This window comes from Streptomyces sp. NPDC006655 (assembly GCF_040703965.1).
Taxonomy (GTDB): Bacteria; Actinomycetota; Actinomycetes; order Streptomycetales; family Streptomycetaceae; genus Streptomyces.
Window position 1 is genome coordinate 1 of record NZ_JBEYJU010000009.1, and the last position, 25,100, is coordinate 25,100.

Here is a 25,100-nt window from a genome sequence, read left to right on the forward strand (position 1 = left end):
ACCGGGTGGCCGACCTGCTGAAGGCGGCCGCCGCCGAGGGCGAGGTGCGCGGCGATGTCGAGGTGCGGCTCGCCACCCGGCCGGCACCGGTGAGACGGCCGCATCGCCCCCTCTCAGAACAAACTGAGCAGCGCCTCCGCGGGGTCGGTCAGGCCCGTCTCGCCGTCCGGCAGCGGCAGCTCGAACCACACCGTCTTGCCCCGCGGCGTCCGGCGGGAGCCCCACGCCGCGCTGAGCAGGCCGACCAGTTGCAGCCCGCGGCCGCCCTCGTCGGTGTCCCGCGCCCTGCGGCGCCTCGGCTGGACCAGCCCGGAGTCCCAGACCTCGCACACCAGGGTGCGGTCGAGCAGGAGACGCAGCCGTATCTCGCCCTCGCCGTACCGCAGGGCGTTGGTGACCAGCTCGCTGACCAGCAGCTCCGTCGTGTCGACCAGCGGTTCGAGGTCCCAGCTGAGCAGCTGGCCGCGCGCGTACTCCCGGGCGCGTCCCACACTGCGCGGCTCGCGCGGCAGCGTCCAGTCGCCCACCTGCTCGGCGGGCAGCCCCTGTACACGGGCCATCAGCAGGGCGATGTCGTCCTCGCCGTGGTGCGTGTCGAGGGTGTTGAGGACGTGGTCGCAGACGTCCTCCAGGGGCCGCGAGGGGTCGGTGAGGGCGCCGACGAACGCCTGGAGCCCCTCGTCCAGGGGATGGTCGCGGGATTCGACGAGGCCGTCGGTGTAGAGCGCCAGGAGGGAACCCTCGGGGAGGTCCACCTCGACCTCCTCGAAGGGCTCGCCGCCGACACCGAGCGGCATGCCGGGCGGGACGTCGAGCATCAGGGCCGTCTCGCCGGGTTCGACCAGTACGGGCGGCAGGTGGCCGGCGTTGGCGAACGTACAGCGTCGGGTGACGGAGTCGTAGACCGCGTACACGCAGGTCGCGAGGTAGACCTCGGACAGGTCGGCGTCGCGGGGCTGGCGGGCCGTGCGGGTGGCCTGCTGGACCCCGCCGGGGGTGCCGAGCCCGCGGGCGATCTCGTCGAGCGCGGACAGCACCTCCGCCGGTTCGAGGTCGAGGAGGGCCAGGGTGCGTACGGCCGTGCGCAGTTCGCCCATCGCGACCGCCGCGCGCAGCCCGCGCCCCATCACGTCGCCCACCACCAGCGCCGTGCGGTGGCCGGGGAGTTCTATGACGTCGAACCAGTCGCCGCCGACCTCGGTCGCCGCGTTGCCGGGCAGATAGCGGCAGGCGATGTCGAGACCCGAGGCCTCCGGGTCGCCGGGCGGCAGCAGGGACCGTTGCAGTATCAGCGCGCGTTCGTGCTCACGGCGGTAGAGGCGGGCGTTGTCGATGCAGACGGCGGCACGGGCGGCCAGTTCGACCGCGAGGTCCCGGTCACGGTCCCCGAACGGTTCGCTGCCCTTGGTGCGGGCGAACTGGACGAGGCCGACGACCGTGTCGTGGGCGACCATCGGGACGGCGAGCGTGGACTGCACCAGGCCGCCGTCCGCGGCGGGCACGTACTGCGGGCGTGCGGTGCGCAGGGCGTCCGCGCAGGGCGAGTTGAACGGGTAGTGGTGGACCGCGCCGACCGCGACCGGGGCGCCGCCACCCACGAAGGGCTCGTCGGAGACCGCGCTGGCGAAGGCGACCCGGCGCAACTCCGCGCTGCCGTCGGCCAGTCCCGGCGGGGTCTCGTCACCGGCCAGCAGTCCCTGGTAGAGGTCGACGGTGGCGAGGTCGCAGAAGCCGGGCACCACCACGTCGAGGAGTTCGCGGGCGGTGGTCTCCAGGTCGAGGGAGTTGCCGATGCGGGCACCGGCCTCGTTGAGGAGGGCGAGGTTGCGCCGGGCGGCGGCGGCCTCGCGGGCCGCGGCGCGGCGGGCGGTGATGTCCAGGCCCAGCCAGGCGATGCCGATGGGACGGCCGGTGCCGCTGTGCACCCGGTAGAGGTTGATGGACCAGTGCCGGCGCTCCTCGGAATCCGGCACGAAGCCCGTGACGTGCATGTCCGTGATGGAGTTGCCGGTCTCCAGGACCCGGCGCAGGGTGGCCGCGACCCGCTCCGCCTCCGCACGGGGCAGGTAGTCGTGCACGCCCTTGCCGCGGTGGTCGTCGGGGGTGCCGCCGAAGATGGAGGAGAACCGCAGGTTGGCGCGGCGGATCCGGAGGTCGGGGTCGATCAGCAGGAAGCCGAAAGGAGATTGACCGAATATCGACTGCGAGGCGGCCAGGTCGGTCTCGATGCTGCGTAGGGTACGGACGTCGACGACGATGCACACGGCCGCGTTCTCGCCCTCGGCGGTGCGGGTGGGCATGACGTAGACCTCGGCTAGGCCCTCCTCGCCGCGCCCACCGTCCGGACCGTCGGGCATCCGGAACGGGACCACTCCCGTCCACTCCCGCCCGTCGAGGATCTCGGCCATCTTCCGCTGGCCGCGTTCGCGCAGGTCGGGGGCTACGAACGCCTCGATGGGGTCCATGCCGACGGCCCGCTCGGCGGGAATGCCGAAGATCTGCTCGGCGCGCAGGCTCCACTGATCGACCAGGCCGCCGGCGCCGATGGAGAACGAGGCGACCTTGATGTAGTCGTAGATCGAGCCGGGTGGACTGCTCTGCCACATGGCGTCGCCGGGGGCCGCGGCCTCCGCCGCGGTCCCCGCCCGCACGCCGTCCGACGGATCCTCGGACTCCGTGGCCTCAGCTGGTATCTCGCTCACGCGAACCGTCCCCTCCAGCTCACCGCGCCCGGCACCGGTCACCGGATGCGGCTGCCCGCAGTATCCAGCACTACGGCGCCGCCTGACACGGTGTTCACGATCACAGCACGGTCCAGGCGATTTCCGGACCGGTCCGTGAGAACACTTCCACTCTTCTAACCAGGGAACACGTCCTCGAACCACACTCCGCGGGACCCGTTGCGGGGCCACTCCCGCGAGTGGACGGCACAGCGCCGGGTGTACATCCCGTTCACCCGGTTCACCCGGGTACGGCCAGCTCGAACCAGACCGTCTTGCCGTTGACGCCGGGGCGGGTGCCCCAGCTCCGCGAGGAGCCGGCGACCAGTTGGAGGCCGCGGCCGCTCTCGTCGTCGGGGCTGGCGGCACGCTCCCGCGGGGGGTCGGGGAGCGGGTCGGAGACCTCGACGCGCAGGGCACCCGCCAGGTCGGCGGGGCGCACCAGACGGACGCCGATGGGACCGGTGGCGTGCCGCATCGCGTTGGTGACCAGCTCGCTGACGAGAAGGGCCGTGATGTCGGCGAGGGGGTCGAGGCGCCAGCCCCGCAGTTGGTCTCGGACCGCGGTGCGGGCGGTACGCACGGCGCCCGGTTCCGCGGGGAAGGTCCACTCGACGGTGTCACCTTCGGTGTCGATCACACCGATCACTTCCCGTGCAGCGTGCCCGCCCATGCCCGGTTTCATGGGGTTAAGGGGCACATACCCGGTATCGCTGGGGGATTACCGCGCAGAAGGGGGCGCTGTGGTGCGAACGAGGTAAGAGGAGTTCGCCTGTCAACTCGGCGGATGCGGTGTGTCGGCGGCCTCGGGAGCGTGCGGGCTGGTCGCGCAGTTCCCCGCGCCCCCGGTGCGACGGGGGCTGCGCCCCCGGCCCCACCAGGCGATCACCTCGCGTACCGCCGGTACGTCCTGGTCCAGCCAGTTCACCGACCAGATCTGCTCCGGTGTCAGCCAGCGCAGTTCGTCGTGGTCCTGGAGGGGCTCGGGGGCGGGTGAGCCGGGGAGGAGGTGGGCGGTCCAGACGTGGAGGACGTACGGGTCCCGCAGGGGCCACTCTCCCGGCACCCGGGCCACGGCCCCGGCCTCCACGCCCAACTCCTCGCGGAGTTCGCGCACCAGGGCGTGCTCGGGGGTCTCGCCGGGCTCCACCTTGCCGCCGGGCAGTTCCCAGCGGCCGGCCAGTTCCGCGGGTGCGCTGCGGCGGGCCGCGAGCAGGCGGCCGGTGTCGAGCAGGGCGGCTCCGACCACCACGATCCGTTCGCTCATGGTCCGGAGCCTACGGGAGGCTCAGTTGCGGATGCCGCCGTCCCGGCTGCCGTTGCCGTGGCCGACGCGTTCGACCCAGTAGAGCTGTTTGTGTCCGCGGTCGTCGAGACTGTCGGCGATCTTCTGCGCCTCGGCCCGGGTCGCGTACCGGCCGACGCGGTAGCGATTGCCGTTGTCGTCCTGCCGTATGACGAGCCAGGGGAGAGAGACCGTGCCTTCCGTCATCGCGCCCCTCCGTATCTGCCGGCTCCCGCCCATCCCCGCCCCGCCAAGGAAACCGCACTCCGCATATGCCCGAGCGTACGCCTAACCTTTACGCAGCGAATACGCCTTTTCACAAAGAGGTACGCAACCAGCCAGAACGGTGGGGGCGCACGATGACGAATGCGCCGTTCGGGCACCTTGCCCCTCGGGTCGCGGGCACGTCGAGTACAGCCGCGATCACCTGGGAAAACGGCCGGATTCCGGCGGCGGGTCCGGGAAGGGGACCCGCCCCGGGCAGGCGTGAACCACCGCAGGGGTGTGCGCTACTTCACGCAGAGGTGGTGCGCGCGCTACCTCACCGGCAGGTGATAGGAGGCGCGGTAACGGTCCGCCGGGACGACGACGTCCGCGGTCTCCACCGGGCGGCCGGAGGCGTAGTACGTCCGCTGGATCACGAGGACCACGTGGCCGGGGACCCCGCCGAGCGCGAGCAGTTCCTCGGCGAGGCCGGGACGGGCGCCGACCTCCTCGGTGACGTTGTCCACGATGACGTCGATGGCGCGCATCCGCTCGACCACGCCCATCCCGCCGAGCGGGCCCTCCTCGGGCAGCATCACGGGGGTGCGGCCGGTGACGGCGAGGGGTTCCCAGGAGGTGGACAGCATCATCGGCTCGCCCGCGTCCCGGAACAGGTAGCGGGTGCGCATCACCCGGTCGCCGACCTGGATGCCGAGCCGGTCGGCGATCGCGCTGCCCGCCGCGGCCTGCTCACTGCTGGACTCCCAGGTGCCGCGCGCCGTCGCGTCGGCCTGTTCCTGCCGGAAGGGGGTGGCGCCGCCCGCCGGGCGGTACCCGGAGCGGGCCACCCGCCGCGGCACGGGCCGCTCGCGCACATAGGTCCCGGAGCCGGACCGGCCCTCGACCAGACCCTCGGCCATCAGCACCTTGCGGGCCTCCAGGGCGACGGTGTCCGAGACGCCGTACTCCTGGCGGATGCGGGCCTGCGAGGGCAGCCGGGTATGAGGGGGCAGCGAACCGTCGACGATCTTCTTGCGGAGATCACCCGCGACACGCAGATACGCCGGCTGCTCACCGAAAGTCACTGGCCGCTCCCATCAGGTTGTACAGACAGCAACAGCGTGGCAACCGTGGGTTGAGCGGTGCAAGCAAAGGCCAGAGAATCACTCGATGTGATGACAAAGGGTTGCGGATGGCTTTGCGCAGGCACTTTCTCCCCGTTCTGACGCCGCTCACACCTCGACGCCAGAGCCGCCCCCTCCGCTCCCCGCGCCGCCGTCCCCGCCGCCGCCGCCGCCGTCCTCGTACGCGGGCGGGACGGTGGTGAGCCCCAGAGCATCGCGTACGGTCACCGTGCGGTGCGGGTCGATCAGCTTGTACCCCTTGTCATAGTGCGTGAAGAAGGTGTCGACGTCCGACGCCCGCGCGGCCTTCGCCCACTCGGCGCGGGCCCTGTCGAGGTCGGCGGCGAGGGCCAGGACCGGCCGTTTCGCCCCGGCGTCCCACCGGTGTGCGCGGAGCATCGCCGTCTGCTTGCCGAGCGCCGTGGCCATGCGGCCCGCCCACGCCTTGTTCCCGGACAGGTCCTCCTCGACGTACGCCGAGTCGGGGGCGGTGTCCAGGGCGGTGTTCAGGACGTGCGCGGCCCTGAGGTAGGCGAGTTGGTCGGCCGAGTAGGCATCGGGGCCCTGGTGGTAGGAGTCGGTGAGCCGGCCGCCGCTGGTGGAGCTGCCGAAGACGCAGACCACGTCCCGGTCACCGGCGGCCCAACTGTCCTCGCTGGGCGTGAAGTAGTACACGGCGACGTCGTCGGGGACCGCCCACACGTCGAGCACGTAGGTGTCCTCCAGGCCGTAGCAGCGGTCGTCGGCGGAGTCGCCGATCGCGTCGTCGCCCGGGTAGGCGGTGCCCGTGAGGCGGTAGGTGGCGAAGACCTCGCCGTCGTGCCCCTCGTCGCAGGCGGCCGGGGTGACGTCGGTGATCAGGTCGTCGTCGAGCGCGTGGTCCGGGGTGTCGAAGCAGTCGCCCGTGCTCAGCGAGAGGCCGGCGCGGCCGCGCGCGCCCTCCTCGAAGCCCTTCCGGAAGCCGGCCGCACCGCCCGTGGCCAGCACCACCACCAGCAGGGCGAGGCCGATCCCGGAGAGCACCGAGCCGGTCACCGCCATCGCCCTGCCGCGCTCCCCCCGCCTGCGGATCTGGGCCAGCGCGACCACCCCCAGCACCAGCCCGACCCCCGGCAGGCAGCACAGCAGCCCGAGCACGAGGGAGGCGATGGCGAGACCGTTGACGGGCGCCTGGGCCGGGTGGGGACCGTAGCCCTGGCCCCAGGGCTGGTACGGCGAGGGGTACGGCGCCTGCTGCCCGTACGGCGCCTGCTGGAACTGCGGGTACTGCGGCAGGCCCGACTGAGGCGGCTGATACGGCCCTTGTTGCTGGTGGGGGCCGGGGGGCGGAGGTATGGACACCGGTACCGTGCTCCTGAGGGGGCGTCGGCCGCGCGGAAACGGACGGCTGAACTGACGTACGACTGCGCGCATCGTAGGCGCGCCGTGAACGGGGGCGGAATGAGGGTGGGCGCGGCGTCCGCGGCGGCGTTCCCGGCACGTCCTCGTGGCGGACGGCCCACGGGTCCCCTGCCCTTCCCCGAGTGTCCCTGGGAGGACGACGAATGAACGACACCGTCAGCGCCGTGAACGCGCTCACCGCCCGCTGGGCGCGGCAGACCAGGCAGGGCACGGTCTTCTCGGCCGCCGGTGTCTGGCCGCTGCTGGCCTTCCTGGCCGACGGCGCCACGGGACCCGCCCGGGACGAACTGACCCGGGCCGTGGGGATGCAGGCCGACCGGGCGGCGGCCGGTGCGCGGGAGTTACTCGCCGGGCTGGACGCGATGCCCGGCGTGGAGTCGGCCCTGGGGCTGTGGACCGACCGTGCGCTGGAGTTGCGCGAGCAGTGGGCGGCCGGGCTGCCCGCCGACGCGCACGGGGTGCTCGGGCCCGATGTCGCGGCGTCCCGGGAGGCGCTGGACGCGTGGGCGGCCAAGCGCACCGGTGGGCTGGTCGAGCGGATGCCGGTCCGGTTGGCGGACGGGGCCCGGCTGGTCCTGGCGACCGCGCTGGCGCTGCGCACGGACTGGCGGCACCCGTTCCGGGAGACCGTGCTGCGGCCCGGTTCCGGTCCGTGGCAGGGCCGGGCGCTGGCCGGTCTGCACCGCAGCAGCGTCCGCCCGGACCGGATCGGGGTGACCGCGGGCCCGGACGGGGCCCTCACCACGGTCAAGGTGCCCGGCGGCAACGGCCTCGACGTCCATCTCCTGCTCGGCGCGGAGGGGATGGCGCCCGGGCAGGTGCTGGGCACCGGCATCGGCGTCCTGGAACGCGCCCTGCCGGTGACGACCGGCGGCCGGCTGCCCTACGGGCCCGCGGGTCCCGGCGTGGTCGTGGAGCGGCAGCCGTCCCTCACCCCGGATCCGACGCGGCTCGACGTGACGACCGTCGGGTTCACGGTGCGCGCGGACCACGATCTGCTCCAACTGCACGGCCTGTTCGGGCTGTCCACGGCGGCCGACGCCCGCGAGGGGCACTTCCCCGGGATCAGTGCGGCGCCGCTCGCCATCGGCGCGGCCGGGCAGTCCGCGGTCGCCGAGTTCGGCCCGCTGGGCTTCCGGGCCGCCGCGGTGACGGCCGTACTGGCGGCACCGGGCGGCGGGCCGCCGCAGCACCCGTACGAGTCCACCGTGGTCCGAGCCGTCTTCGACCGTCCGTTCGGCTTTCTCGCCGTGCACCGCGAGACCCGCCTGGTACTGGCAGCGGGCTGGATCACGGACCCGGCCCCGGCGGCGTGAGCCGTCCGGACCCGCCGCGGGTTCAGGCTCCCGGGGTGATGCGGAGTCTGATGGTGCGGGCCTCCGGGCGCAGGGCGAACTCGGGCCATACGTCCGGCCCGCAGGCCCGGGAGCCGAGGCCGTGCTGGGCGGCGTCGATGATCAGGTGGCTGGTTGCGGACTCCGGGAGTTCGAAGGGGTGGGCGGCGCGGGCGAGTTGCAGCGGGGTGTGCCGGGCGAGGGTGAAGCCGGGACGCCGCCCGCGCAGGTCGGGCAGGGCCGTCAGGCACAGGACGTCGGTGTCGCCGCTGGTCAGCGTGAGGTGCCGCAGCCCGGAGCGGTGGCCGGTCTCCTGGGGACGCGCGTAGTCGACCGAGAGGTCCGCCACACCGGCCGTGAAGTGGCCGGTGCGGGCCGCGCGCATGCTGTCGGGGTAGGACTCGAGCGGGCCGAGCCCGAACCACCGGGCGCCGTCCACCGGTGCCGTCCCGTCGGGCAGTTCGAAGCGCACCCCGATCCGCGGCCACACGGTGCTCCAGCCGCGCGACGGTTCGATCTCCACGCGCAGTTCCAGTTCGCCGTCCTCGACCGTCCAGACGGTCTCCACGGTGACCGAGAGGGCGGAGTCGGCGGCGGAGACCCGGTCGAGGGTGCGCAGCGCGTCCGTGGCCTGCTCGACGCCGACGCGGCGGGTGGTCAGCCGGTCGAGTCCGTCGCGCCGCCAGAGTGCGGCGCTGGACACCTCGGCGAGGCTCGCGTCGCTGCCCTCCAGCCGGTCGGCGGTGCCCTCGTCGTTGTCGGTGGGCGCCCGGAACAGCTCCAGCCGCGGGCCGGTCACCGGGCGTCCGGCGAGCCGGGTGAGGGAGCCGCCGGTGAACTCGGCGACGCCGAGGGCGAGGGTCCCCTCCCCCGGCCGCCAGCCGGTGCGGTGCCGGGCCGCGGGCACCGGGCGCCGTACCGTGCGGTCCAGCTGGGCGGTGGCGACCTCGTGTCCCTCCGGCGCCCAGGCGGTCTCCGCCGCGAGCACCGCCTCGACCGTCAGCCAGGTCTCGGCGTCCGCCGCGGCCGCGACCGGCGGCAGCGCCACCCGCGCCGACTCGCCCGCCGCGACCACCGGTACCTCCAGGTCCCCCGCGTCCACGGGGTTCCCGTCGTGCTCGACCCGCCAGCGGAAGCGCAGGTCGGAGGTGTCGGCCGAGTGCCGCAGGCTGGTGACGACGAGTTCGCCGCCGTCGAACGCGAACCGGATGGGCTGCACGACGGCCTTGTACTCGTACAGGCCGGGCGTCGGCACGTCGTCGCTCAGCACCATGCCGTCCATCACGAAGTTGCCGTCGTGCACGACCTCCCCGAAGTCCCCGCCGTACGCGTAGTACGGCGTCCCGTCCGGGGCGGTGGCCGCGATGCCGTGGTCACGCCACTCCCAGACGAACCCGCCGTGCAGCCGCGGGTGCCGGTGGACGAGTTCCTCGTACTGGTCGAGGGCGCCGGGGCCGTTGCCCATGGCGTGGGCGTACTCGCAGAGCAGGAAGGGCTTGGTGCGCTGCCGGGCGCCCTGGGCCGGGGTGCAGCCCAGCAGCGGGGCGGTGGAGCCGTCGGTGCCGATCTGCTCGGTCTCCGGCACCGTCGAGTACATCCGGGAGTACACGTCGGTGTAGTCGCCGGTGTAGTCGCCCTCGTAGTGCACGGGACGCTCGGGGTCGCGGGCGTGCACCCAGGCCGACATGGCGGCGAGGTTGGCGCCGGTGCCGGCCTCGTTGCCGAGCGACCAGAGCACGACGCAGGGGTGGTTCTTGTCCCGTTCCACGGTGCGCTCGACACGGTCCAGGCAGGCGGCGCGCCAGGCGGGGTCGTCGGTGGGGTTGCCGGCCCAGCCGACCTTCTCGAAGCCGTGGGTCTCCAGGTCGCACTCGAGGACGACCCAGAAGCCGAGTTCGTCGGCGAGGTCCAGCAGCCGGGGGTGCGGCGGGTAGTGGCTGGTGCGGATGGCGTTCACGTTGAAGCGCTTCATCCGGGCCAGGTCCGCGCGGGCGTGCGCCTCGTCGAAGACCCGGCCGCGCTCGGGGTGGGTCTCGTGCCGGTTCATCCCGTGGAAGACCACCCGGCGGCCGTTGACCAGGAACCGGTCACCGCGGATCTCGACGGTGCGGAACCCGACCCGCAGGGAGACGGTCTCGGCGGCCGAGGAGACGGTCGCGTCGTACAGGCGGGGCACTTCGGCCGACCACGGCTGCACCGCGGCCACCTCGACCGGCGCCACGTCGGCCGCCGTCTCCCAGACCTGCTCGACGCCCAGTTCGGGGATGCGCAGGGTGACCGGGAACGCGTTCGCGCCGGCGGTGATCTCCGCCTCGACGCGGCCGCGCCCGTCGTCGTACCCCGTCCGCAGCCAGACGTCCTCGATGCCGCCGGCCGGGCGGGCCAGCAGGGTGACGTCCCGGAAGATGCCGGGCAGCCACCACTGGTCCTGGTCCTCCAGGTAGCTGGCCGCCGACCACTGGTGCACGCGTACGGCGACGACGTTGTCACCGGGGCGGACGGCGGACGTCACGTCGAACTCGTGGGCCAGCCGGCTGCCACTGGCGGCGCCGATCTCGACGCCGTTCACCCACACCCGGAACAGCGACTCCACGCCGTCGAAGCGCAGCAGGACCCGCTCGGCGTCCCGCCAGTCCTCCGGGAGGACGAAGTGCCGGCGGTAGTCGCCGGTGGGGTTCTCGTCGGGGACGTGCGGCGGGTCGATCGGGAACGGGAACTGGACGTTCGTGTAGATCGGGCGGCCGTAGGCGCCGTCGCCCTCCAGCACCCAGTGGGCGGGCACCGGGATGCTGTCCCAGCCGCGGTCGTCGAAGTCCTCGGTCGCGAAGTCCTCGGCCACGGCCGCGGTGGGCGACAGCCGGAAGTGCCAGGGGCCGTTCAGCGAGACGGCGGGCGCGTCGGAGTGCAGCCAGGAGCGGGCCGGTCGCAGGTCGCCGTGGCCGGGCGCGGGGTCCGACACGTGCGCGGGGAGCGAGGAGCGCAAGAGGTCACAACCTTCTGTTCAGCGGGTGGCCGACGGTACCGTGAGCGCTCACGGGAGCGGTCACGGGAGGCGTTTCGGAGTGTGGGCTCCGGCCCGTGGGAGTGTCAAGACCGGGGGTCCGGGACACGGCATACTCGGTGTCCCTGCGACGTGTCCCCGCGACGTCCTGCGACGCGGGCGTGTCGGCTGTCTCGTGGAGGTGAGTGATGGCGTCGTCGGGGACCGGCCCCCGCAGGGTGACGATCGACGATGTGGCCGAGGCCGCGGGGGTGTCCCGGCAGACCGTGTCACGGGCGCTCAACGACAAGGGCGAGATCGGCGTCTCCACCAAGCAGCGCGTCCTCGACGCGGCCCTCGCGCTGGGGTACCGGCCGAGCCGGTTCGCCCGGGGGCTGGTGCGGCAGGACACGGTCAGCGTCGGCCTGGTGATCCCGGACCTGCTCAACCCGTTCTTCACGGAGGTCGCCGCCGCCGCGCTGGAAGCGGCCCGGGGCCGCGGCTGGCACGTCGTCGTGTACGACACCGGTGACCGCGTCGAGGAGGAGCGGGGCACGCTGGAGGTGATCGCCTCGCAGGTGGACGCGGTCGTGGGCTACCTGGGTCTGCCGGAGGAGGAGATCGCCCGGCTGACCCGCGGGCTGCCCGTCGTCCTCATCGACCGGGCGCACCACGGCGAACGGTTCAGCTCGATCCGGATCGACGGGGAGGCGGGCGTCCACGCGGCGATCCGGCACCTCACCGGGGCGGGCCACCGGCGCATCGGCATGCTGGACCACATGGAACGGTCCGAACCGAGCGTCCGGCACGCGTGGTTCGACGCCGCGATGGCCGCGTGCGGGCTGGACCCCGGTTCGGTGGCCCGCGCCGACCAGAGCGCGGAGGGCGGGGAGCGGGCGCTTCAGGAACTCCTCGCGGAGCACCCCGACCTGACCGGCGTGTTCGTCTTCAACGACATCATCGCCTTCGGGGCGCTGCGCGCCGCCCGCCGCATGGGCCGCGAGGTTCCCCGGGACCTCGCGGTGATCGGCTTCGACGGTCTGCGGCTGGGCACGCTGGTGGAGCCCCCGCTGACCACGGTGGCCCTGGACATCCGCGGCCTGGGGGCGCTCGCGGTCGAACAGGCGGCGAGGCTGCTGACCGGGAGCGGCCCCCTGCCGGCGGACGAACTGGTCGTGGGAGCCGAGCTGCGGCTCCGGGGGTCGGGCTAGGTCCCCCCGGGTTGATTCGGATGCGGTGACGCTTCGGGGCGGTGCGCCGGGGCCGGGGCAGAGCGGTCGCCAGTCGGATCGGAGTGCGTGGATCAGGGGCCCTCAGCCCTTTGCCGCGGGCCCGCGAGCGCGGCGCTGCCGCCAACGGGTCATCAGCCACAGGACGTTGACCCCGCCCAGGGTGAGCAGCACCGCCGCCGAGTCGGCTGTGCGTGCGAGGCCGTGGCCCGGCCCGAGCCCCCGGGCCGCGCGGACGAGCAGGGTCACGTCGGCGGGGAGGGTGACGGCGGCCATGAACGCCACGCAGGCCACCGTGCCCGTGACGAGGACGACGCTGTAGAGGCGCACGGCCCGGCGCTCGTGCGCAGGCAGCCGTACGGTCGGATCGGCACCGGCGGGGTGGCGCCGCGACCGCACCGTACGCCGGTACCTGTCCGGCAGGGCGACGAAGGTCCGGGTGACCGTACGGCCCACGATCCACTCGTCCCCGTCGCGCCGCACTCCGAGATCGTGCAACAGGACCCGGGTCGACGGTCCGATCCGAGTGGGCCCCTGCGCCGCGGTGTCGTTCACGGGGACTCCCGCGGACCGGGGCCCACTGCCGGCTCGGTGCCCCCCACCGGCTCGGTGCGTACCGCCCGTCCAGGGTGCACCGCCGGCCGTGGGCGCACATCCTGTCCGGAGTGCACCGGTCCCGGGCCCTCCCCCGAGCCCGCGCCGCAGGCCGGGCAGTCCGGGCGGCGAGGAGAACGTTGCATGAGGGGGTCGCCGGGCAGCATGAGGTTGAGGCCGAAGCGGTATCCGGGGTCGAGGTGCGGGATCCCGCACAGCAGGACGAGCGCGGCGTGGGCGAGCAGGCTGCCGGACAGTCCCGCGGTCACGGCATTGACGGGGTTCCACGGCATACGGGGCGAGGCGACCTCCTCGTCCTGGCCGGGTGGGAGCCGCAGGTCCCGGCGCTCCGCCTCGGTCGTGCGCAGGCACTCCCAGCACGCTCCCCGGCCCGGGGCGAACACACCGACGCTCACCAGCGGGCCACGATAACCGGCCTCCGCCCACGGCGTACCGGAGGCCAGACAGACCTGGTTGGCCCATCTGCGGATCGCGGCCGGGCGGTCGGCGGCGAGAAGCAGGACGTCGTACTCCGACGTGCCGCCGGGGCCGCCGGCCAGCAGGTCCTCCAGGTCGGCCGGCCCGCGTACCTCGCGGCGCACACCGGTCACCGTCGTGTCCGAGTTCAGGGCGCGCAACGCGGTCAGCGCCACGTCGATCTTGGGCGTACCGAGGTCGCGCTCGCTGAAGAGCGTCTGCCGGTTGAGGTTGGACAGTTCGACGACGTCCGGTTCGACGCAGTGCAGCCGTCCCACGCCGGAGGCCACCAGGTCCCGTGCGGTGGTCCCGCCGGTCCCGCCGACGCCGATCAGCAGGACCCGGGCACGGCGCAGCCGTAGCTGCGGCTCCCAGGCGCTCCGCCGCGGCCGGAGGTCCATCCAGCGCAGCAGGGTCATCCCCCTGCCGTACCGCTCGCGTTCCCGATCGGACAGTTCCTCCGGCGGCGCGGCTCCGGCGTCCTCCACGTACCCGGCCGAGGTCAGGTCTGTGATCGCCTGGACGATGTCGGGCGCCGACAGCGGGAGTTCCGGGTGGCGGCCGGACACCTCGGCGACGATGTCCGCGGGGCTGCGCGTACCGTCCATGGCCTCGACCAGGGTCCACACCCAGCCGTCGGGGTCCCGGACCTCCGCCCCGATGCCGTGGACGACGCTGCCGATCCGCACATGTCCGTCGACCGTCCGGTAGGCCCGGTGTTCCGGCTTGATCCGAGGCCGCCGCATCACCGGCACCGTCATCTTCGCGCCATTCTCTTCATCCCCAAATCCCCTACGAGTGACGGACATTGACAAATGTCACGCGTCGACCGAACGCTGGCAAGAGCACCCCCGGCACGGCACGCCCCAGTCGGCGACAGGAGGAGACGGCATGACGACCAAGATCGAGATCCGGCCGCTCGACAAGAAGGAGACCACCGGCGACAGCGGTGGCAACGGCGGCTCCTGACCTGATCCGGACGCGGACGATGGACCGTTATCCCACGGTCGCCGAAGTCGAGGACGCGGCGCGGCGGCTGGTCTCCCGATCCGCCGGAGCCGGCCGTCTGCGCCGGATCGGGACGTCCCGGGAGGGCCGCCCGATCCTGATGCTGTCCGTGGGACACGGGCCGCGCCACGTCCTGGTGGTCGCCCGGCCGCACCCCGACGAGCCGGTCGGCGGTGCGACCGCGATCGCCCTGGCGGAGCGGGTGGCGGGCGGCGACCGGTCGTCCCCGGCGACCGACCCCGCCGTCGTCACCTGGGACATCGTTCTGTGCCTCGACCCGGACGGCGCCGAGCTGAGCCGGGGCATCGAGGAGGCGACGGCCGGGCCCCGCCACACCCTGGACGCCTACTTCCGCGCCGCCTACCGTCCGGTCGCGGCGGAACAGCCGGAGTGGGCACCACTCGAAGGCCGGCAACTCCCCGAGAGCCAGGCGCTGTTCCGCGTCATCGACGAACTGCGGCCGTTCCTCCAGTGCTCTCTGCACGGCGTCGAGGCGGGCGGCAGCTGGGTCCAGTCGACCCGCGACCTCCCCGGACTCGCCGTGCCCTTCATGACGTCCGCCGCGGAACTCGGTGTCCCGGTCCAGCGCGGTACGTTCGACGCCCTGTACTGGGAGAACCCCGCCCCCGGAATCTACGTTCTGCCGCCGTCGGACAGCACCGGCCGGCTGGCCGCCGGGTCCGAGAACATCGAACTGTCCACCTGGTGCGCGCCTCAGCGGTACGGGGGCACCACGGCGATCGTCGAAGTGCCCATGTGGGCGGCCGGCACGGCCGGCGACCCGTCCCCGCATCCGGACGCCGTCCGCGCACTGCGCGACCTGGCCGTGCTGGTGCGCGACGGCGGACAGCAGGTGACGGCCGTACTCGACAAAGCGCGCGGGTTCCTGCCGACGGCGCGGGAGGACCCGTCCCGGCGGGTGCTGGAGTGGATGGCCGGCGGCCTCTACGACCTGGTCGCCGAGTCCTGGGAACCGCTGGCCCGACAGGCGGCCGACGCGACCCACCCCGGCGATCCGCGCCGGTTGACGACGGCCCAGGTCTGCGCCCTCGACATCGTGGCCCGCCGCCAACCCCTGCGCGCCGCGGGCCTGCTGGCACGGCTGCTGGAGTCGGCGGACGACCGCGCGGCCCCCGGACTCCGCCGCGACCTCGCCGAACTGTCCACCGCGTGGTCCACGGACTTCGAAGAGGCCCTGCGCCTGCGCTGGGTGCCGGTGCGCCGGCAGGTGGCACTCCAGACACGCACGGTCGTGGCAGCCGCGGAGAGCGCGCTGACGACCCTGGGGTGAGCTTCCGCGCCCGGTGCGACGCCGACGGGACGGCGGACGCGGGAGGCGCTAAAGCCGGGCGAACCGCAGACGGGGGTCGGGGCAGGAACACCTGCCCCATGCCACCGGCGCCGTGCCGAGCCGTGCCGTGCCGCCGAGGGGGTGACCGTCCCCGGGCTGGAAGCAGCGACCGGCGGCGCGGCAGCCGGGGTCAGGTTCGGGTGCCGGGGACGACGAGGCCGGTTTCGTAGCCGATGATGACCAGTTGGGCCCGGTCTCGGGCGCCGAGGCGGCTCATGATGCGGCTGACGTGCGTCTTCGCGGTGAGCGGGCTCAGGTGCAGGGCGTGGGCGATCTCCGTGTTGTTCAGGCCCCGGGCCACCAGGGTGAGGACCTCGCGCTCACGGGGGGACAGGGCGGCGAGGCGCTCCGCGTCGAGGCGGCCGTCCGGTGGCGGGGCCGCCTGGGGCAGACGCAGGATGCGGCCGATGACACGGGCGGTGGGCCCCGGGGAGAGCAGCGCGTCACCCGCGGCCACCGTGCGCACGCCCCGCAGCAGGTCGGCCGGGAGGGTGTCCTTGACCATGAACCCGCTGGCCCCGGCCCGCAGCGCCGCCATGATGTGCTCGTCGGTGTCGTAGGTGGTCAGCACCAGCACCCGGACGCCCGCCATGTCCTCGTCGGCGGCGATCAGGCGGGTCCCCTCGATGCCGTCCGTCTCGGGCATGCGGATGTCCATGACGACCACGTCCGCGCGTGCGCTGCGCGCCAGTTCGTACGCCTCGCGGCCGGTGGCGGCCTCGCCGACCACCTCCATGTCGGGGGCCGACCCGATGAGCAGCGCGAACGCGCCGCGTACCAGGGCCTGGTCGTCGGCGAGCAGCACGCGGATCGGAGCGTCGTCGGTCATCCGCCGTTCTCCAGACCCTGGTTGAAGGGCAGTTCGGCCTCGACCGCGAAGCCCCGTCCGTGCGGACCGGGTCCGGCCGTCAGGGTGCCGGCGACACTGCGGGCCCGTTCCCGCATGCCCACCAGTCCGTACCCCGTGGTGCCGCTGGTGTCCGCGGACACCCGCCCGGGGCGGGGTCCGTCGTCCTCCACGGTCACCCGCAGCCGCCGGGCGTCGGCGGTCAGCCGCACCCGGACCCGGCAGCCGGGCGCGTGCCGCACGGCGTTGGTCAGCGCCTCCTGCACGATCCGGTAGGCGGCCACCCCGACGGGCGCCGGGACCTGCGGCGCGGTGGTGTAGTCGAGGCCGACCAGCGCGCCGGCCGCCTCCGCCGCCCGGGCCAGGGCGGGCAGCCCGTCCAGGCCCGGCACCGGCTCGCGTTCGCCGTCCGGCTCGTCACCGCGCAGCACCCGCAAGGTGGTGCGCAGTTCCGCGCGGGCCTCCCGGCAGGTGTCGGAGATCGTCTGCAACGTCTTCGCCAGGCCCTTTCCGTCGAGGAGTTCGGGGTCCTCGACCAGCACGTGCGCGGCGACCGACGCCTGCACGCCGATCAGTGTGATGCTGTGGGCGAGCAGGTCATGGAGGTCGCGCGCGATGCGCATGCGTTCCTCCGCCACCCGCCGGGCGGCCTCTTCCTCACGCGTCCGCTCGGCGCGCTCCGCCCGCTGGACGATGGCGGCGACGTACTGGCGGTGTATGCGCACCGCGTCCCCGATCACCACGACCGCCAGGATCCAGCCGCCGTTGCGCAGGATGTCCCAGGCGGTGTTGGAATCGTCCTTCGCCAGCATGATGCCCATCATGAGCCCGATGGCCGCGGTGACGGTCGTGTACGTCCGCCACTGGGGGCCGCTCAGGGCCAGCGCGTACAGCGCCACCAGACTGGCCGGTACCGCGGCGAGGTGGTTGTAGTCGGCCGTGTGGTAGACGGCCAGCACGGCGACGACCGCCAGCGCCGTGGCCATGGGGGCGCGCCGCCGCCCGGCCAGGAGCACGGCGCCGGCCGTCAGGAGCGCGAGGCCGACGGCGTCCGGCCGGGCGCCGTTGGACTCGTCCAGGACGACGGCCAGCACCGACTGCACCACCAGTACCGCGAGCGGGACCAGGATCTCCGACCTGGTGAGGGACGGCAGACGCCACGTGCGCGCGGTGGCCGACATCAGGTCACGCCTTCCTTTCCCGGGGCCTGCCGGCGCCCGCCTCGTCCGACCGAACGGTGCCGAAGCCGAGGCCACGGTCATCGCCTCGTCTCATGTTCCCGTTCCGCCGGCGCCGCGGGCTGCTCCGACGCCGCCGGAACCGGGGCGGACTCCCTGCCCGGCCACCACAGGCGGCGGCCCAGCAGCAGGGCGGCGGCCGGTACCAGGAACGACCGGACGAGGAACGTGTCCAGCAGGACGCCCACCGCGATCACGAAGCCCAGCTCCACCATCGACACCAGCGGCAGCACGGTCAGCACGCTGAAGGTGGCGGCCAGCACCACGCCCGCCGAGGCGATGACACCGCCGGTGGCGGTGAGGGCCGGCAGCACCGCGCGTTCCTCACGCATCCGGTGGAGCAGGAAGATGCCGTAGTCGACGCCGAGCGCGACGAGGAAGACGAAGCTGAGCTGCGGCAGGGAGGGGTCGTTGCCGACGAAGCCGAAGAGCGGTCGGAAGACCAGCCCGCCCAGGCCCAGCGCGGCCACCCAGACCACCACCACCGCGCCCAGCAGCACCAGGGGGGCCACCAGGCTGCGCAGCAGCAGGGCCAGCAGCAGGAAGACGGCGGCCAGCACCAGCGGGATCACCACGCTCTGGTCGCGTCCGGTGGTGTCGTCGGTGTCGATGCGCTGCGCGCTCTCGCCGCCCACCAGGGCCCGGTCGCCCAGGGTGGTGCGCAGCCGTTCGATGGTCGCGGTCTCCGCCGGGCTCTCCGGCTGGCCGGCCGCGGTGACGCCGAGTTCCGTCCAGCCGCGCGCGCTGCGGCCGGTCGTCACCTCGGCCACTCCCGGGGTGCTCCGTGCCTCGGCGGCCACCGACCGGGCGTCCGGCGTGTGGGCGAGGACCGTGATCGGCTGGCTGCTCTGTCCGGGGAACGCGGCGGCCAGTTCCTGCATGGCGGTCACCGATTCGGGCCGCTGGGTGAAGGCGTCCTCCTGCCGCAGCCGGCCGGAGAGGTTCAACGTGCCGAGCGCGAGCGCGCCCAGCACCACGAGTCCGGTCACCAGGGTCACCACGCGTCGCCGGGTGACCAGCGCGCCGATGCGGTGGTACATGCCGTGCCGGGCGGCCGGCCGGGTGCCGTAGGCCGGGACCAGCGGCCAGAACATCCGCCGTCCGAGCAGCACCAGCACCGCGGGCAGCAGCGTGGTCATGGCGGCGAGCGCGCAGAGCACCCCGACCGCGCCGGTCGGGCCGATGGCGCGGGTGCTGTTCATGTCGGCCAGCAGCAGCACGGTCAGGCCGGCGACCACGGTTCCCGCCGAGGTCGCCACCGCCGGCCCGGTGCGCCGCAAGGCGTGCAGCATGGCCTCGTAGGTGTGCTCGGTGGTGTGCAGTTCCTCGCGGTAGCGGGCGATGAGCAGCAGCGCGTAGTCGGTTCCCGCGCCGAAGACGAGGACGGTCATGACGGCGCTGCTCATCGTGTTGACGGTCAGTCCGGACAGCCGGGTCAGCAGATAGGCCACGGCCGTCGCGGCGACGGCCGCCACCCCGGTGCACACCAGGGGCAGGAGCCACAGCAGTGGACTGCGGTAGGTGGCGATCAGCAGGACGGCCACCACGGCGACCGTGACGACGAGCAGCAGGCCGTCGATCGAACCGTAGGTGCTGTCCATGTCGGCGGCGAGCGCGCCCGAGCCGCCCACCCGGACGGTGAGGCCGTCGTGCCGGTCCTGCGCCACCTGGGTGCGGACGTCGGCGACCACGTGCTTGCCGTCACCGGCGCTCTGGGCGACCGACACCGGGATCATCAGGGTGCGGCCGTCCTTGCCCACGATCGTCCGGGGCGCCGGGCCGACGAGGTCCAGTTTCCGGTGCAGGGCGGCGGCCCGGTCCTGGGCCACCGTCCGGTCGGCCGGGGTCAGGCCGCCGGCCCGCTGGTAGACCAGCACCAGGTCGGTGGTTCCGCCGCCGGGCATGGCGTCCAGGATCCTGGCCACCTGGGTCGACTGGGCGCTGGCCGGCAGATAGTCGACCTGCTGGTCGGTGGTCGCCCCGCCCAGCTTTCCGGCGAGCGGCACGGCCAGCGCCACCAGCGCCACCCACAGGCCGATCACGGCCCAGGGGATCCAGGTGTGTGAGCGGGAATGCACGGGCCGCCGGGTCTCGGTCGGCTTCCGCAGCCGCAGCCGCGGTCCGGGTCGCAACGTGTCCATGGCATCCAGACTCCCGTCCTCCCTTCGCCGGCACATCGAGCCGGCGGCGTAAAACGCCCTTACTCCCGGGGGCGCAGCGGCGACCGGTTACTCCCGCGGGAGTACGCCGGCGGGGGCCCGCCCGGCGGCGTCGAGGCCGCGGTCGGACCGCTGCTTCTGCCACGCGGACTGCCCCAGGCTGATCAGGCCGTGCTCATAGGCGTAGATCACCAGTTGCACCCGGTCGCGCACGCCGAACTTCTCGTAGAGCCGCTGGACGTGTGACTTCACGGTGCTCTCGGCGACCACGAGGAGCTTGGCGATCTCCTCGTTGTGATAGCCGCACACCAGGAGCTTGAAGACGTCGAACTCCCGGGAGGTGAGGCGGTCCAGTCCGTCCTCCTGGGAGCGCGTGACCGTCGGTCGTCGCGCGAACTCGGCGATGACGGTGGCGATGAGCCCGGGCGACAGGACGGACCCACCGCGCGCCACGGTGCGGATGCCCTCGAGGATCCGTTCGGGCGGCGAGTCCTTGAGGAGGAAGCCGCTCACTCCGCAGCGCAGCGCTTCGAAGAGCGTGTCGTCGTCCACGTGCACGCTGAGGATCACGATCCGGGTGTCCACGACGGCCGGGTCGAGCAGCAGCATCCGGCTGGCCTCGATGCCGCTGATGCCGGGCGGCATCGACACGTCCATCAGCACCACGTCCGGCTTCGTCCTGCGCACCGTGTACACGGCGTGGAGGCCGCTGTCCGCCTCCCCGATGACATTGATGTCCGGCTGGTCGGATATGGCCATGCGGATGCCGTCACGCACTAGGGGGTGATCATCGACTATCAGTACATCGATCTGTTCCACGACTGCAGTCCCGTCATGTGGGGTGGGATCGGAGTGAGGTCGGGACGACGGACGGCCGGTGAGCGGACGACGGTCAGCCTGTCGTCGGCGCCGGTGTCCTGGGGACGGCGACGCTGTGGGCGAGCGGGAAATGGACCAGCACGGTGAAGCCGCGTTCGTCGGCGCCGGTCGTCAGGCAGCCGCCGTGCTCCGCGACGAGGCGCTGCATCGAGCGGCTCCCCTGCCCGCCGGACCACGGCGCCGGGTCGGCTCCGGGTCGGTCGGCGTGGCGGTCCCGGTCGAACGGGAGGTGTGTACGGCCGTACGACCACACGCGGAGCCGGACCCAGCGGTCGGCGCGGAACTCCACCAGCACGGTCGAACCCGGGGCGTACTTCAGGGCGTTGGTCAGCGACTCACGGGCGACCCGCACGACGACGGCCCGCAGTGCCGCCGGCAGGTGCTCGTCCGTGCCGCGGCTGCGGAACACGACGGTCAGGCCGGTCCGGCGCAGCCGGTTCACGACGTCGACGAGGCACTCGTCGCCCGGTCCGGGTCTGCTCTCCTCGCCGCGGAGCTGCCCCATGGCCTTGCGCAGCTCCACCATCGTGTGGGCGGCGGTCTCGCCGATCACCCGCAGGCGGTGGTCGTCCTCCTCGGCGGTGCGGGCCTGCATGGCGATGGCGGTCAGGCCCTGCCCCACGGTGTCGTGCAGCCGGCTCGCCAGTTCCGCGTGGCCGGGCGGGCGGCCGTGGAGGTGCGCCCGGTCCGGCACCGGGGCGGCCACGGGCGGGGCGGCCGGGCTCAGCCGTCCCGGCCGCCGGCGCAGGACGGCCACGAAGACCACGGTGCCGGGCAGGCAGACCATGCCGGCGGCGACGGCGTACGCGCCGGCGGACCGGTGTCCGGCGAGCAGCAGCATGAGCAGCGGCACGGTCGCGGTGCATACGGCGCCGCAGAGCGTCACGGTTAATCGGTGGTGTCGGGGGAGGTGGCCGGCCAGGCATCCGGCGACGATTCCGAGCGCCAGGGAGAGCAAGAGCAACGGAACCAGCTGGAAAAGCGGAATGGAGATCACTGTTTCCAAGGAAACCCCCGCAGTGATAAATGATCACGACATTTCCAGACGTCAGTGTACTTTCAAGAACTCGTGTTCGCTATCCGCCGATGGATCCAAAACCTCCCCCGAACGGCGGGGATGAATTAACCTCCTGCGGTCGGTTCGTCATTTCGGACATGGACAGCACATCTGCTGACGTGTAGGATCCCTTCACATGAGAGCGGAGGAGTTGAAGGGCAGCCTGGACGGCATGCTGCTCGCCGTTCTCAACGGGGACCCGATGCACGGGTACGCCATCATCACGGCACTGCGCGAACGCAGTAACGGCACGGTGAACCTGCCGTCAGGCACCGTCTATCCGGCCCTGCACCGACTCGAGAACGCGGATCTGATCAGCAGCAGCTGGGACAGTTCGGCCGGGCGCCGCCGCCGGGTCTACGAGATCACACCGGCGGGCGAGCGGGCCCTGCGCGCGACGCGGGCCAATTGGCGGGAGATCATCGAGACCGTGCGATCGGTCGTACTGAACGACGAGCCGGCCTGAGTTACCCGCAGTTTACCGGATCCGCTTTTCCTCGAAGACGCCTTCCGATTCGGGCGCCGATCATTTCTAACGAGCGGTCACTTGTAACCTGGCCGTCATCCGGCAATGCGCCGACGTCAACCTTCAATCGGAGGCCGCATCTCCGTCATTAGTCGGCGAGCCTCGGAGAAAACACCGATCAGCAATCCGGTGGTCATTGTTCCGGAAAAGCAGACCGCGGGCCAATACATGTGTCCGTGCGAGGCGTCGAGCCGGTAGACCAGCAGAACGCACAGGCACATCACGGCCAGGACCACGCCCGTCGCGACGCCGGCCACCCCGTCCATCGGCCGTCGCGCGGTCGGCGCCCGGCGCAGCAGCCATATCGCACCCGCCACGGTCGCCGCCACCGAGGCGAAGAGGGCCGGGGCGACCCAGCGGATCAACCCGGGTTCCGCGGCCCAGGGGTCCGGACTGAGTACGACCGCCAGGAACCAGCCCACGGCGAGGAAGGGCACCCCGCGCAGGACCATCCGGGCCATCCGGCGGCAGCGCGCTATCCGCCCGCACTCGTTCAGCTCGGCCGCCACCAGACCGACCGATCCCCAGCGGCTGACGGCCTCCGGCTCGGAACAGCCGCCCTCGACCTCGCAGAGCAGGCCGTCCCGTATCTCGTCGAGCACCCGCCGCCGCCAGGCGCGCGGTCCGCGCAACCGGCCGTCGAGCTCGGCCAGATAGACGTCGATCGTCCAGGTCCGGTCGCCGTGCCCCACCTGTCCCACCGCCCCCCGGCGCATATGCGGGACCAGGTCCCCGTCCTCCGTTGCGCCACCGGCCTCAGCTTACCCAGCCGCGATGAGCGGTCAAAAGCCCTTCCTGGTCTCGGCGTGCCACCGTTCCCGGTAGTGGCCCGGTTCGGCCACGAGGCGAGCGTGCGGGCCGCGCTGGGTGATCCTGCCGCCTTCCAGCACGACGATGTCGTCGAACTCCTCCAGCCCGTGCAGGCGATGGCTGACCAGCAGCACCGTCCGTCCGGCCCGGCCCGCGGTCGCCGCCAGCGTGTCGGCGAGCACGGCGTCCGCGGTCGCGCGGTCCAGGGACTCGGTCGGTTCGTCGAGCACGAGGACGGCCGGATCCGACAGCAGCGCGAGCGCCAGCAGCAGACGCTGGCGCTCGCCGCCCGACAGCCGGTCGCCGCGCCGGCCGATCCAGGTGTCCAGTCCGTCGGGCAGCCGGCGCACCCACTGCGCGGCGCCGACGCGCGCGAGCACCTGCGTCAGCCTTTCGTCCGTGGCGTGCGGGTCGGCCAGCAGCAGATTCGCGCGGACGGAGCCGGTGAACAGGGCTGCCTCCTGGACCAGGCCGCCCACGAGCCCGGGCCGCAGTGCAGCGCCGTCGAGCTCACCGATGTCCACCCCGCCGAGGGCGACCCGGCCGCGGTCGGCGCGGAGCAGCCGCAGGGTGAGCGCGAGCACGGTGCTCTTGCCCGATCCGCTGGGACCGACCAGCGCCACGCGCGCTCCCGCCGGCACCGAGAGGGTCACCCCGGACAGCGCGGGAGCCGCTGCTCCGGGGTAGGTGACGCTCACGTCGGTCAGCGTGAGCGACACCGGAGGCGCGGGCGCGGGCACCGGCTGTGCGGGCTCGTCGGGGACCCGCAGCCGCAGCACCTCGCCCACCCTGCGCACCGCACCGATCAGGGTGCCGAGGCGTTCCCCCGCGGCGCGCAGCTGCAGCGTCTCCTCCAGCAGGGTGAGGGTGGTGAGGACCAGCACGGTGGCCGTGACCCGGTCCAGTCCGCCGTGCCACGCCGTCCAGCCGACCGCCGCGCAGGTCGTCAGCTGGACGAGGAGACCGGCCGCGGTCAGGGCCGCCAGCCACCTGGCCCTGCCGCGCTCGAGCGCCTCGACGGCGTCGGCGGCGGTCCGCCCCCAGCGCCGCGCGGTCTCCTGCCCGCCGTTCAGCAGGAGGTCCTCCAGCCCTTCGACGAGGTCCACCGTGCGGGCCGCCAGGTCGGCCCGGGCGGCGGCGAGCGCGACGTCGGTACGGTGCATGACGAGGGCGGCCGTGGCCGGCAGCACCAGGCCCGCCAGCACGAGGCCCGCCGCCAGCACCGGGCCGGCGGCCGGCAGCAGGGCCGTCGCCCACACCGTGGCCGCGGTCCCCACCGACAGCACGGCGACGGCCGGCAGCGCCACCCGCAGCAGCAGTTCCTGCACCGCGTCCACGTCGGAGGCGAGCCGCGCCAGCAGGTCGCCCGTCCGGTACCCGGGCAGCCTGCCGGGGGCCAGGGGCACCAGACGCTCGAAGAAGCGGCCGCGCAGCCGGGCCATGAGCGCCAGCACCGCGTCGTGCCCGGCCAGCCGTTCCGCGTAGCGGAAGGCGCCGCGGCCGATGGCGAGCGCCCGGACCAGCACCACCGCGACGGCCAGGACACCCAGCGGCGGCCGCCCTGCCGCCCGGCACAGCAGCCAGGTGGCCGTGGCGGTCAGCGCGACGACGGAGGCCTCGTAGGCGACCGCGGCCCCGGCCGCCAGCGCCAGCCGTGCGAACAGCCCTCCGCGCCCGGCACCCACCGTGGCGGCGTCGATCTCATGGGACCCCGCTTCAGGGGACCCCGCTTCAGGGGCCTCCGCGGCGGGGACCGGGCCGGGCCGGGTTCCCGGGGACGGTGTCATGGGGCCGCCGTCGGGCCGGGTTCCCGGGGACGGGGTCATGGGGCCGCCGTCGGGCCGGGTTCCCGGGGACGGGGTCATGGGGCCGCCGTC

Annotated in this window: 21 protein-coding genes; 5 read left to right on the plus strand and 16 right to left on the minus strand. The window is 73.4% G+C overall.

Annotated features, from left to right (window positions below; genetic code table 11):
- Positions 1 to 113: 113 nt before the first annotated feature.
- From AB0958_RS07360 to AB0958_RS07385, 6 genes are all read right to left on the minus strand, one after another.
- Positions 114 to 2,702 carry a SpoIIE family protein phosphatase gene (locus tag AB0958_RS07360; protein ID WP_366889349.1) on the minus strand — a complete coding sequence of 863 codons (2,589 nt, stop codon included), beginning with the start codon at positions 2,700 to 2,702 and terminating at the stop codon, positions 114 to 116.
- A 259-nt stretch (positions 2,703 to 2,961) separates the two neighbouring features.
- Complete coding sequence (locus AB0958_RS07365; RefSeq protein ID WP_366889350.1) at positions 2,962 to 3,405, minus strand: ATP-binding protein; 444 nt, start codon at positions 3,403 to 3,405, stop codon at positions 2,962 to 2,964.
- A gap of 90 nt (positions 3,406 to 3,495) precedes the next feature.
- Positions 3,496 to 3,987, minus strand: coding sequence for a (deoxy)nucleoside triphosphate pyrophosphohydrolase (locus AB0958_RS07370; RefSeq protein WP_366889351.1), 492 nt, complete (start codon positions 3,985 to 3,987; stop codon positions 3,496 to 3,498).
- Between the two features lie 21 nt (positions 3,988 to 4,008).
- A complete protein-coding gene (locus tag AB0958_RS07375) occupies positions 4,009 to 4,212 on the minus strand; it encodes an SPOR domain-containing protein (protein WP_366889352.1) in 204 nt (67 codons plus the stop codon).
- Between the two features lie 329 nt (positions 4,213 to 4,541).
- A complete protein-coding gene (locus AB0958_RS07380) occupies positions 4,542 to 5,294 on the minus strand; it encodes a GntR family transcriptional regulator (protein WP_366889353.1) in 753 nt (250 codons plus the stop codon).
- 147 nt (positions 5,295 to 5,441) lie between these two features.
- Positions 5,442 to 6,674 (minus strand): DUF4190 domain-containing protein, encoded by a 1,233-nt coding sequence (locus AB0958_RS07385; protein ID WP_366889354.1) that lies wholly within the window; start codon positions 6,672 to 6,674, stop codon positions 5,442 to 5,444.
- Between the two features lie 203 nt (positions 6,675 to 6,877).
- Between AB0958_RS07385 and AB0958_RS07390 the strand changes: the two genes are divergently transcribed.
- Positions 6,878 to 8,050, plus strand: a complete 1,173-nt coding sequence (locus AB0958_RS07390; RefSeq protein WP_366889355.1) for a serpin family protein — start codon at positions 6,878 to 6,880, stop codon at positions 8,048 to 8,050.
- A 22-nt stretch (positions 8,051 to 8,072) separates the two neighbouring features.
- On the opposite strand, the gene AB0958_RS07395 is transcribed toward AB0958_RS07390, so the two are convergent.
- Positions 8,073 to 11,051 (minus strand): glycoside hydrolase family 2 TIM barrel-domain containing protein, encoded by a 2,979-nt coding sequence (locus tag AB0958_RS07395; RefSeq protein ID WP_366889356.1) that lies wholly within the window; start codon positions 11,049 to 11,051, stop codon positions 8,073 to 8,075.
- A 206-nt stretch (positions 11,052 to 11,257) separates the two neighbouring features.
- Here AB0958_RS07395 and AB0958_RS07400 point away from each other — a divergent pair, with 206 nt between their 5' ends.
- Positions 11,258 to 12,259, plus strand: a complete 1,002-nt coding sequence (locus tag AB0958_RS07400) for a LacI family DNA-binding transcriptional regulator (RefSeq protein WP_366889358.1) — start codon at positions 11,258 to 11,260, stop codon at positions 12,257 to 12,259.
- Positions 12,260 to 12,361: 102 nt separating this feature from the next.
- Here the strand turns inward: AB0958_RS07400 and AB0958_RS07405 are convergent, their stop codons facing one another.
- Together AB0958_RS07405 and AB0958_RS07410 are read right to left on the minus strand one after the other, a co-directional pair.
- Positions 12,362 to 12,832: a hypothetical protein gene (locus AB0958_RS07405; protein WP_366889360.1), complete on the minus strand. Its 471-nt coding sequence runs from the start codon at positions 12,830 to 12,832 to the stop codon at positions 12,362 to 12,364.
- Positions 12,829 to 14,109 (minus strand): ThiF family adenylyltransferase, encoded by a 1,281-nt coding sequence (locus AB0958_RS07410; protein ID WP_366889361.1) that lies wholly within the window; start codon positions 14,107 to 14,109, stop codon positions 12,829 to 12,831. The genes AB0958_RS07405 and AB0958_RS07410 overlap by 4 nt, the downstream gene beginning before the upstream one ends.
- A 37-nt stretch (positions 14,110 to 14,146) precedes the next feature.
- Here AB0958_RS07410 and AB0958_RS07415 point away from each other — a divergent pair, with 37 nt between their 5' ends.
- Positions 14,147 to 14,317 carry a hypothetical protein gene (locus tag AB0958_RS07415; protein ID WP_366889362.1) on the plus strand — a complete coding sequence of 57 codons (171 nt, stop codon included), beginning with the start codon at positions 14,147 to 14,149 and terminating at the stop codon, positions 14,315 to 14,317.
- Between the two features lie 19 nt (positions 14,318 to 14,336).
- Complete coding sequence (locus AB0958_RS07420) at positions 14,337 to 15,647, plus strand: M14 family zinc carboxypeptidase (RefSeq protein ID WP_366889364.1); 1,311 nt, start codon at positions 14,337 to 14,339, stop codon at positions 15,645 to 15,647.
- A gap of 190 nt (positions 15,648 to 15,837) precedes the next feature.
- Here the strand turns inward: AB0958_RS07420 and AB0958_RS07425 are convergent, their stop codons facing one another.
- From AB0958_RS07425 to AB0958_RS07445, 5 genes are all read right to left on the minus strand, one after another.
- Positions 15,838 to 16,536 carry a response regulator transcription factor gene (locus AB0958_RS07425; RefSeq protein WP_366889365.1) on the minus strand — a complete coding sequence of 233 codons (699 nt, stop codon included), beginning with the start codon at positions 16,534 to 16,536 and terminating at the stop codon, positions 15,838 to 15,840.
- On the minus strand, positions 16,533 to 17,735 hold the full coding sequence (locus tag AB0958_RS07430) for a histidine kinase (RefSeq protein ID WP_366889366.1): 1,203 nt from the start codon (positions 17,733 to 17,735) through the stop codon (positions 16,533 to 16,535). The genes AB0958_RS07425 and AB0958_RS07430 overlap by 4 nt, the downstream gene beginning before the upstream one ends.
- A gap of 77 nt (positions 17,736 to 17,812) precedes the next feature.
- The gene (locus tag AB0958_RS07435; protein ID WP_366889367.1) at positions 17,813 to 19,933 is read right to left on the minus strand and encodes an MMPL family transporter; all 2,121 of its coding nucleotides are present in this window, start codon (positions 19,931 to 19,933) and stop codon (positions 17,813 to 17,815) included.
- A gap of 87 nt (positions 19,934 to 20,020) precedes the next feature.
- Positions 20,021 to 20,770 carry a response regulator transcription factor gene (locus AB0958_RS07440; RefSeq protein ID WP_366889368.1) on the minus strand — a complete coding sequence of 250 codons (750 nt, stop codon included), beginning with the start codon at positions 20,768 to 20,770 and terminating at the stop codon, positions 20,021 to 20,023.
- A 73-nt stretch (positions 20,771 to 20,843) separates the two neighbouring features.
- Complete coding sequence (locus tag AB0958_RS07445; RefSeq protein ID WP_366889370.1) at positions 20,844 to 21,794, minus strand: histidine kinase; 951 nt, start codon at positions 21,792 to 21,794, stop codon at positions 20,844 to 20,846.
- A 229-nt stretch (positions 21,795 to 22,023) separates the two neighbouring features.
- On the opposite strand from AB0958_RS07445, the gene AB0958_RS07450 reads away from it, so the two are divergent.
- On the plus strand, positions 22,024 to 22,353 hold the full coding sequence (locus AB0958_RS07450) for a helix-turn-helix transcriptional regulator (protein WP_366889371.1): 330 nt from the start codon (positions 22,024 to 22,026) through the stop codon (positions 22,351 to 22,353).
- Between the two features lie 116 nt (positions 22,354 to 22,469).
- Here AB0958_RS07450 and AB0958_RS07455 read toward each other — a convergent pair whose 3' ends face one another.
- Entirely contained in the window at positions 22,470 to 23,105 is a 636-nt protein-coding gene (locus AB0958_RS07455) for a hypothetical protein (RefSeq protein WP_366889372.1), read from the minus strand.
- A 90-nt stretch (positions 23,106 to 23,195) separates the two neighbouring features.
- Positions 23,196 to 25,100, minus strand: a 1,905-nt coding sequence (gene cydC, locus AB0958_RS07460; protein ID WP_366889373.1) for a thiol reductant ABC exporter subunit CydC, incomplete at its 5' end; no start/stop codon positions are given.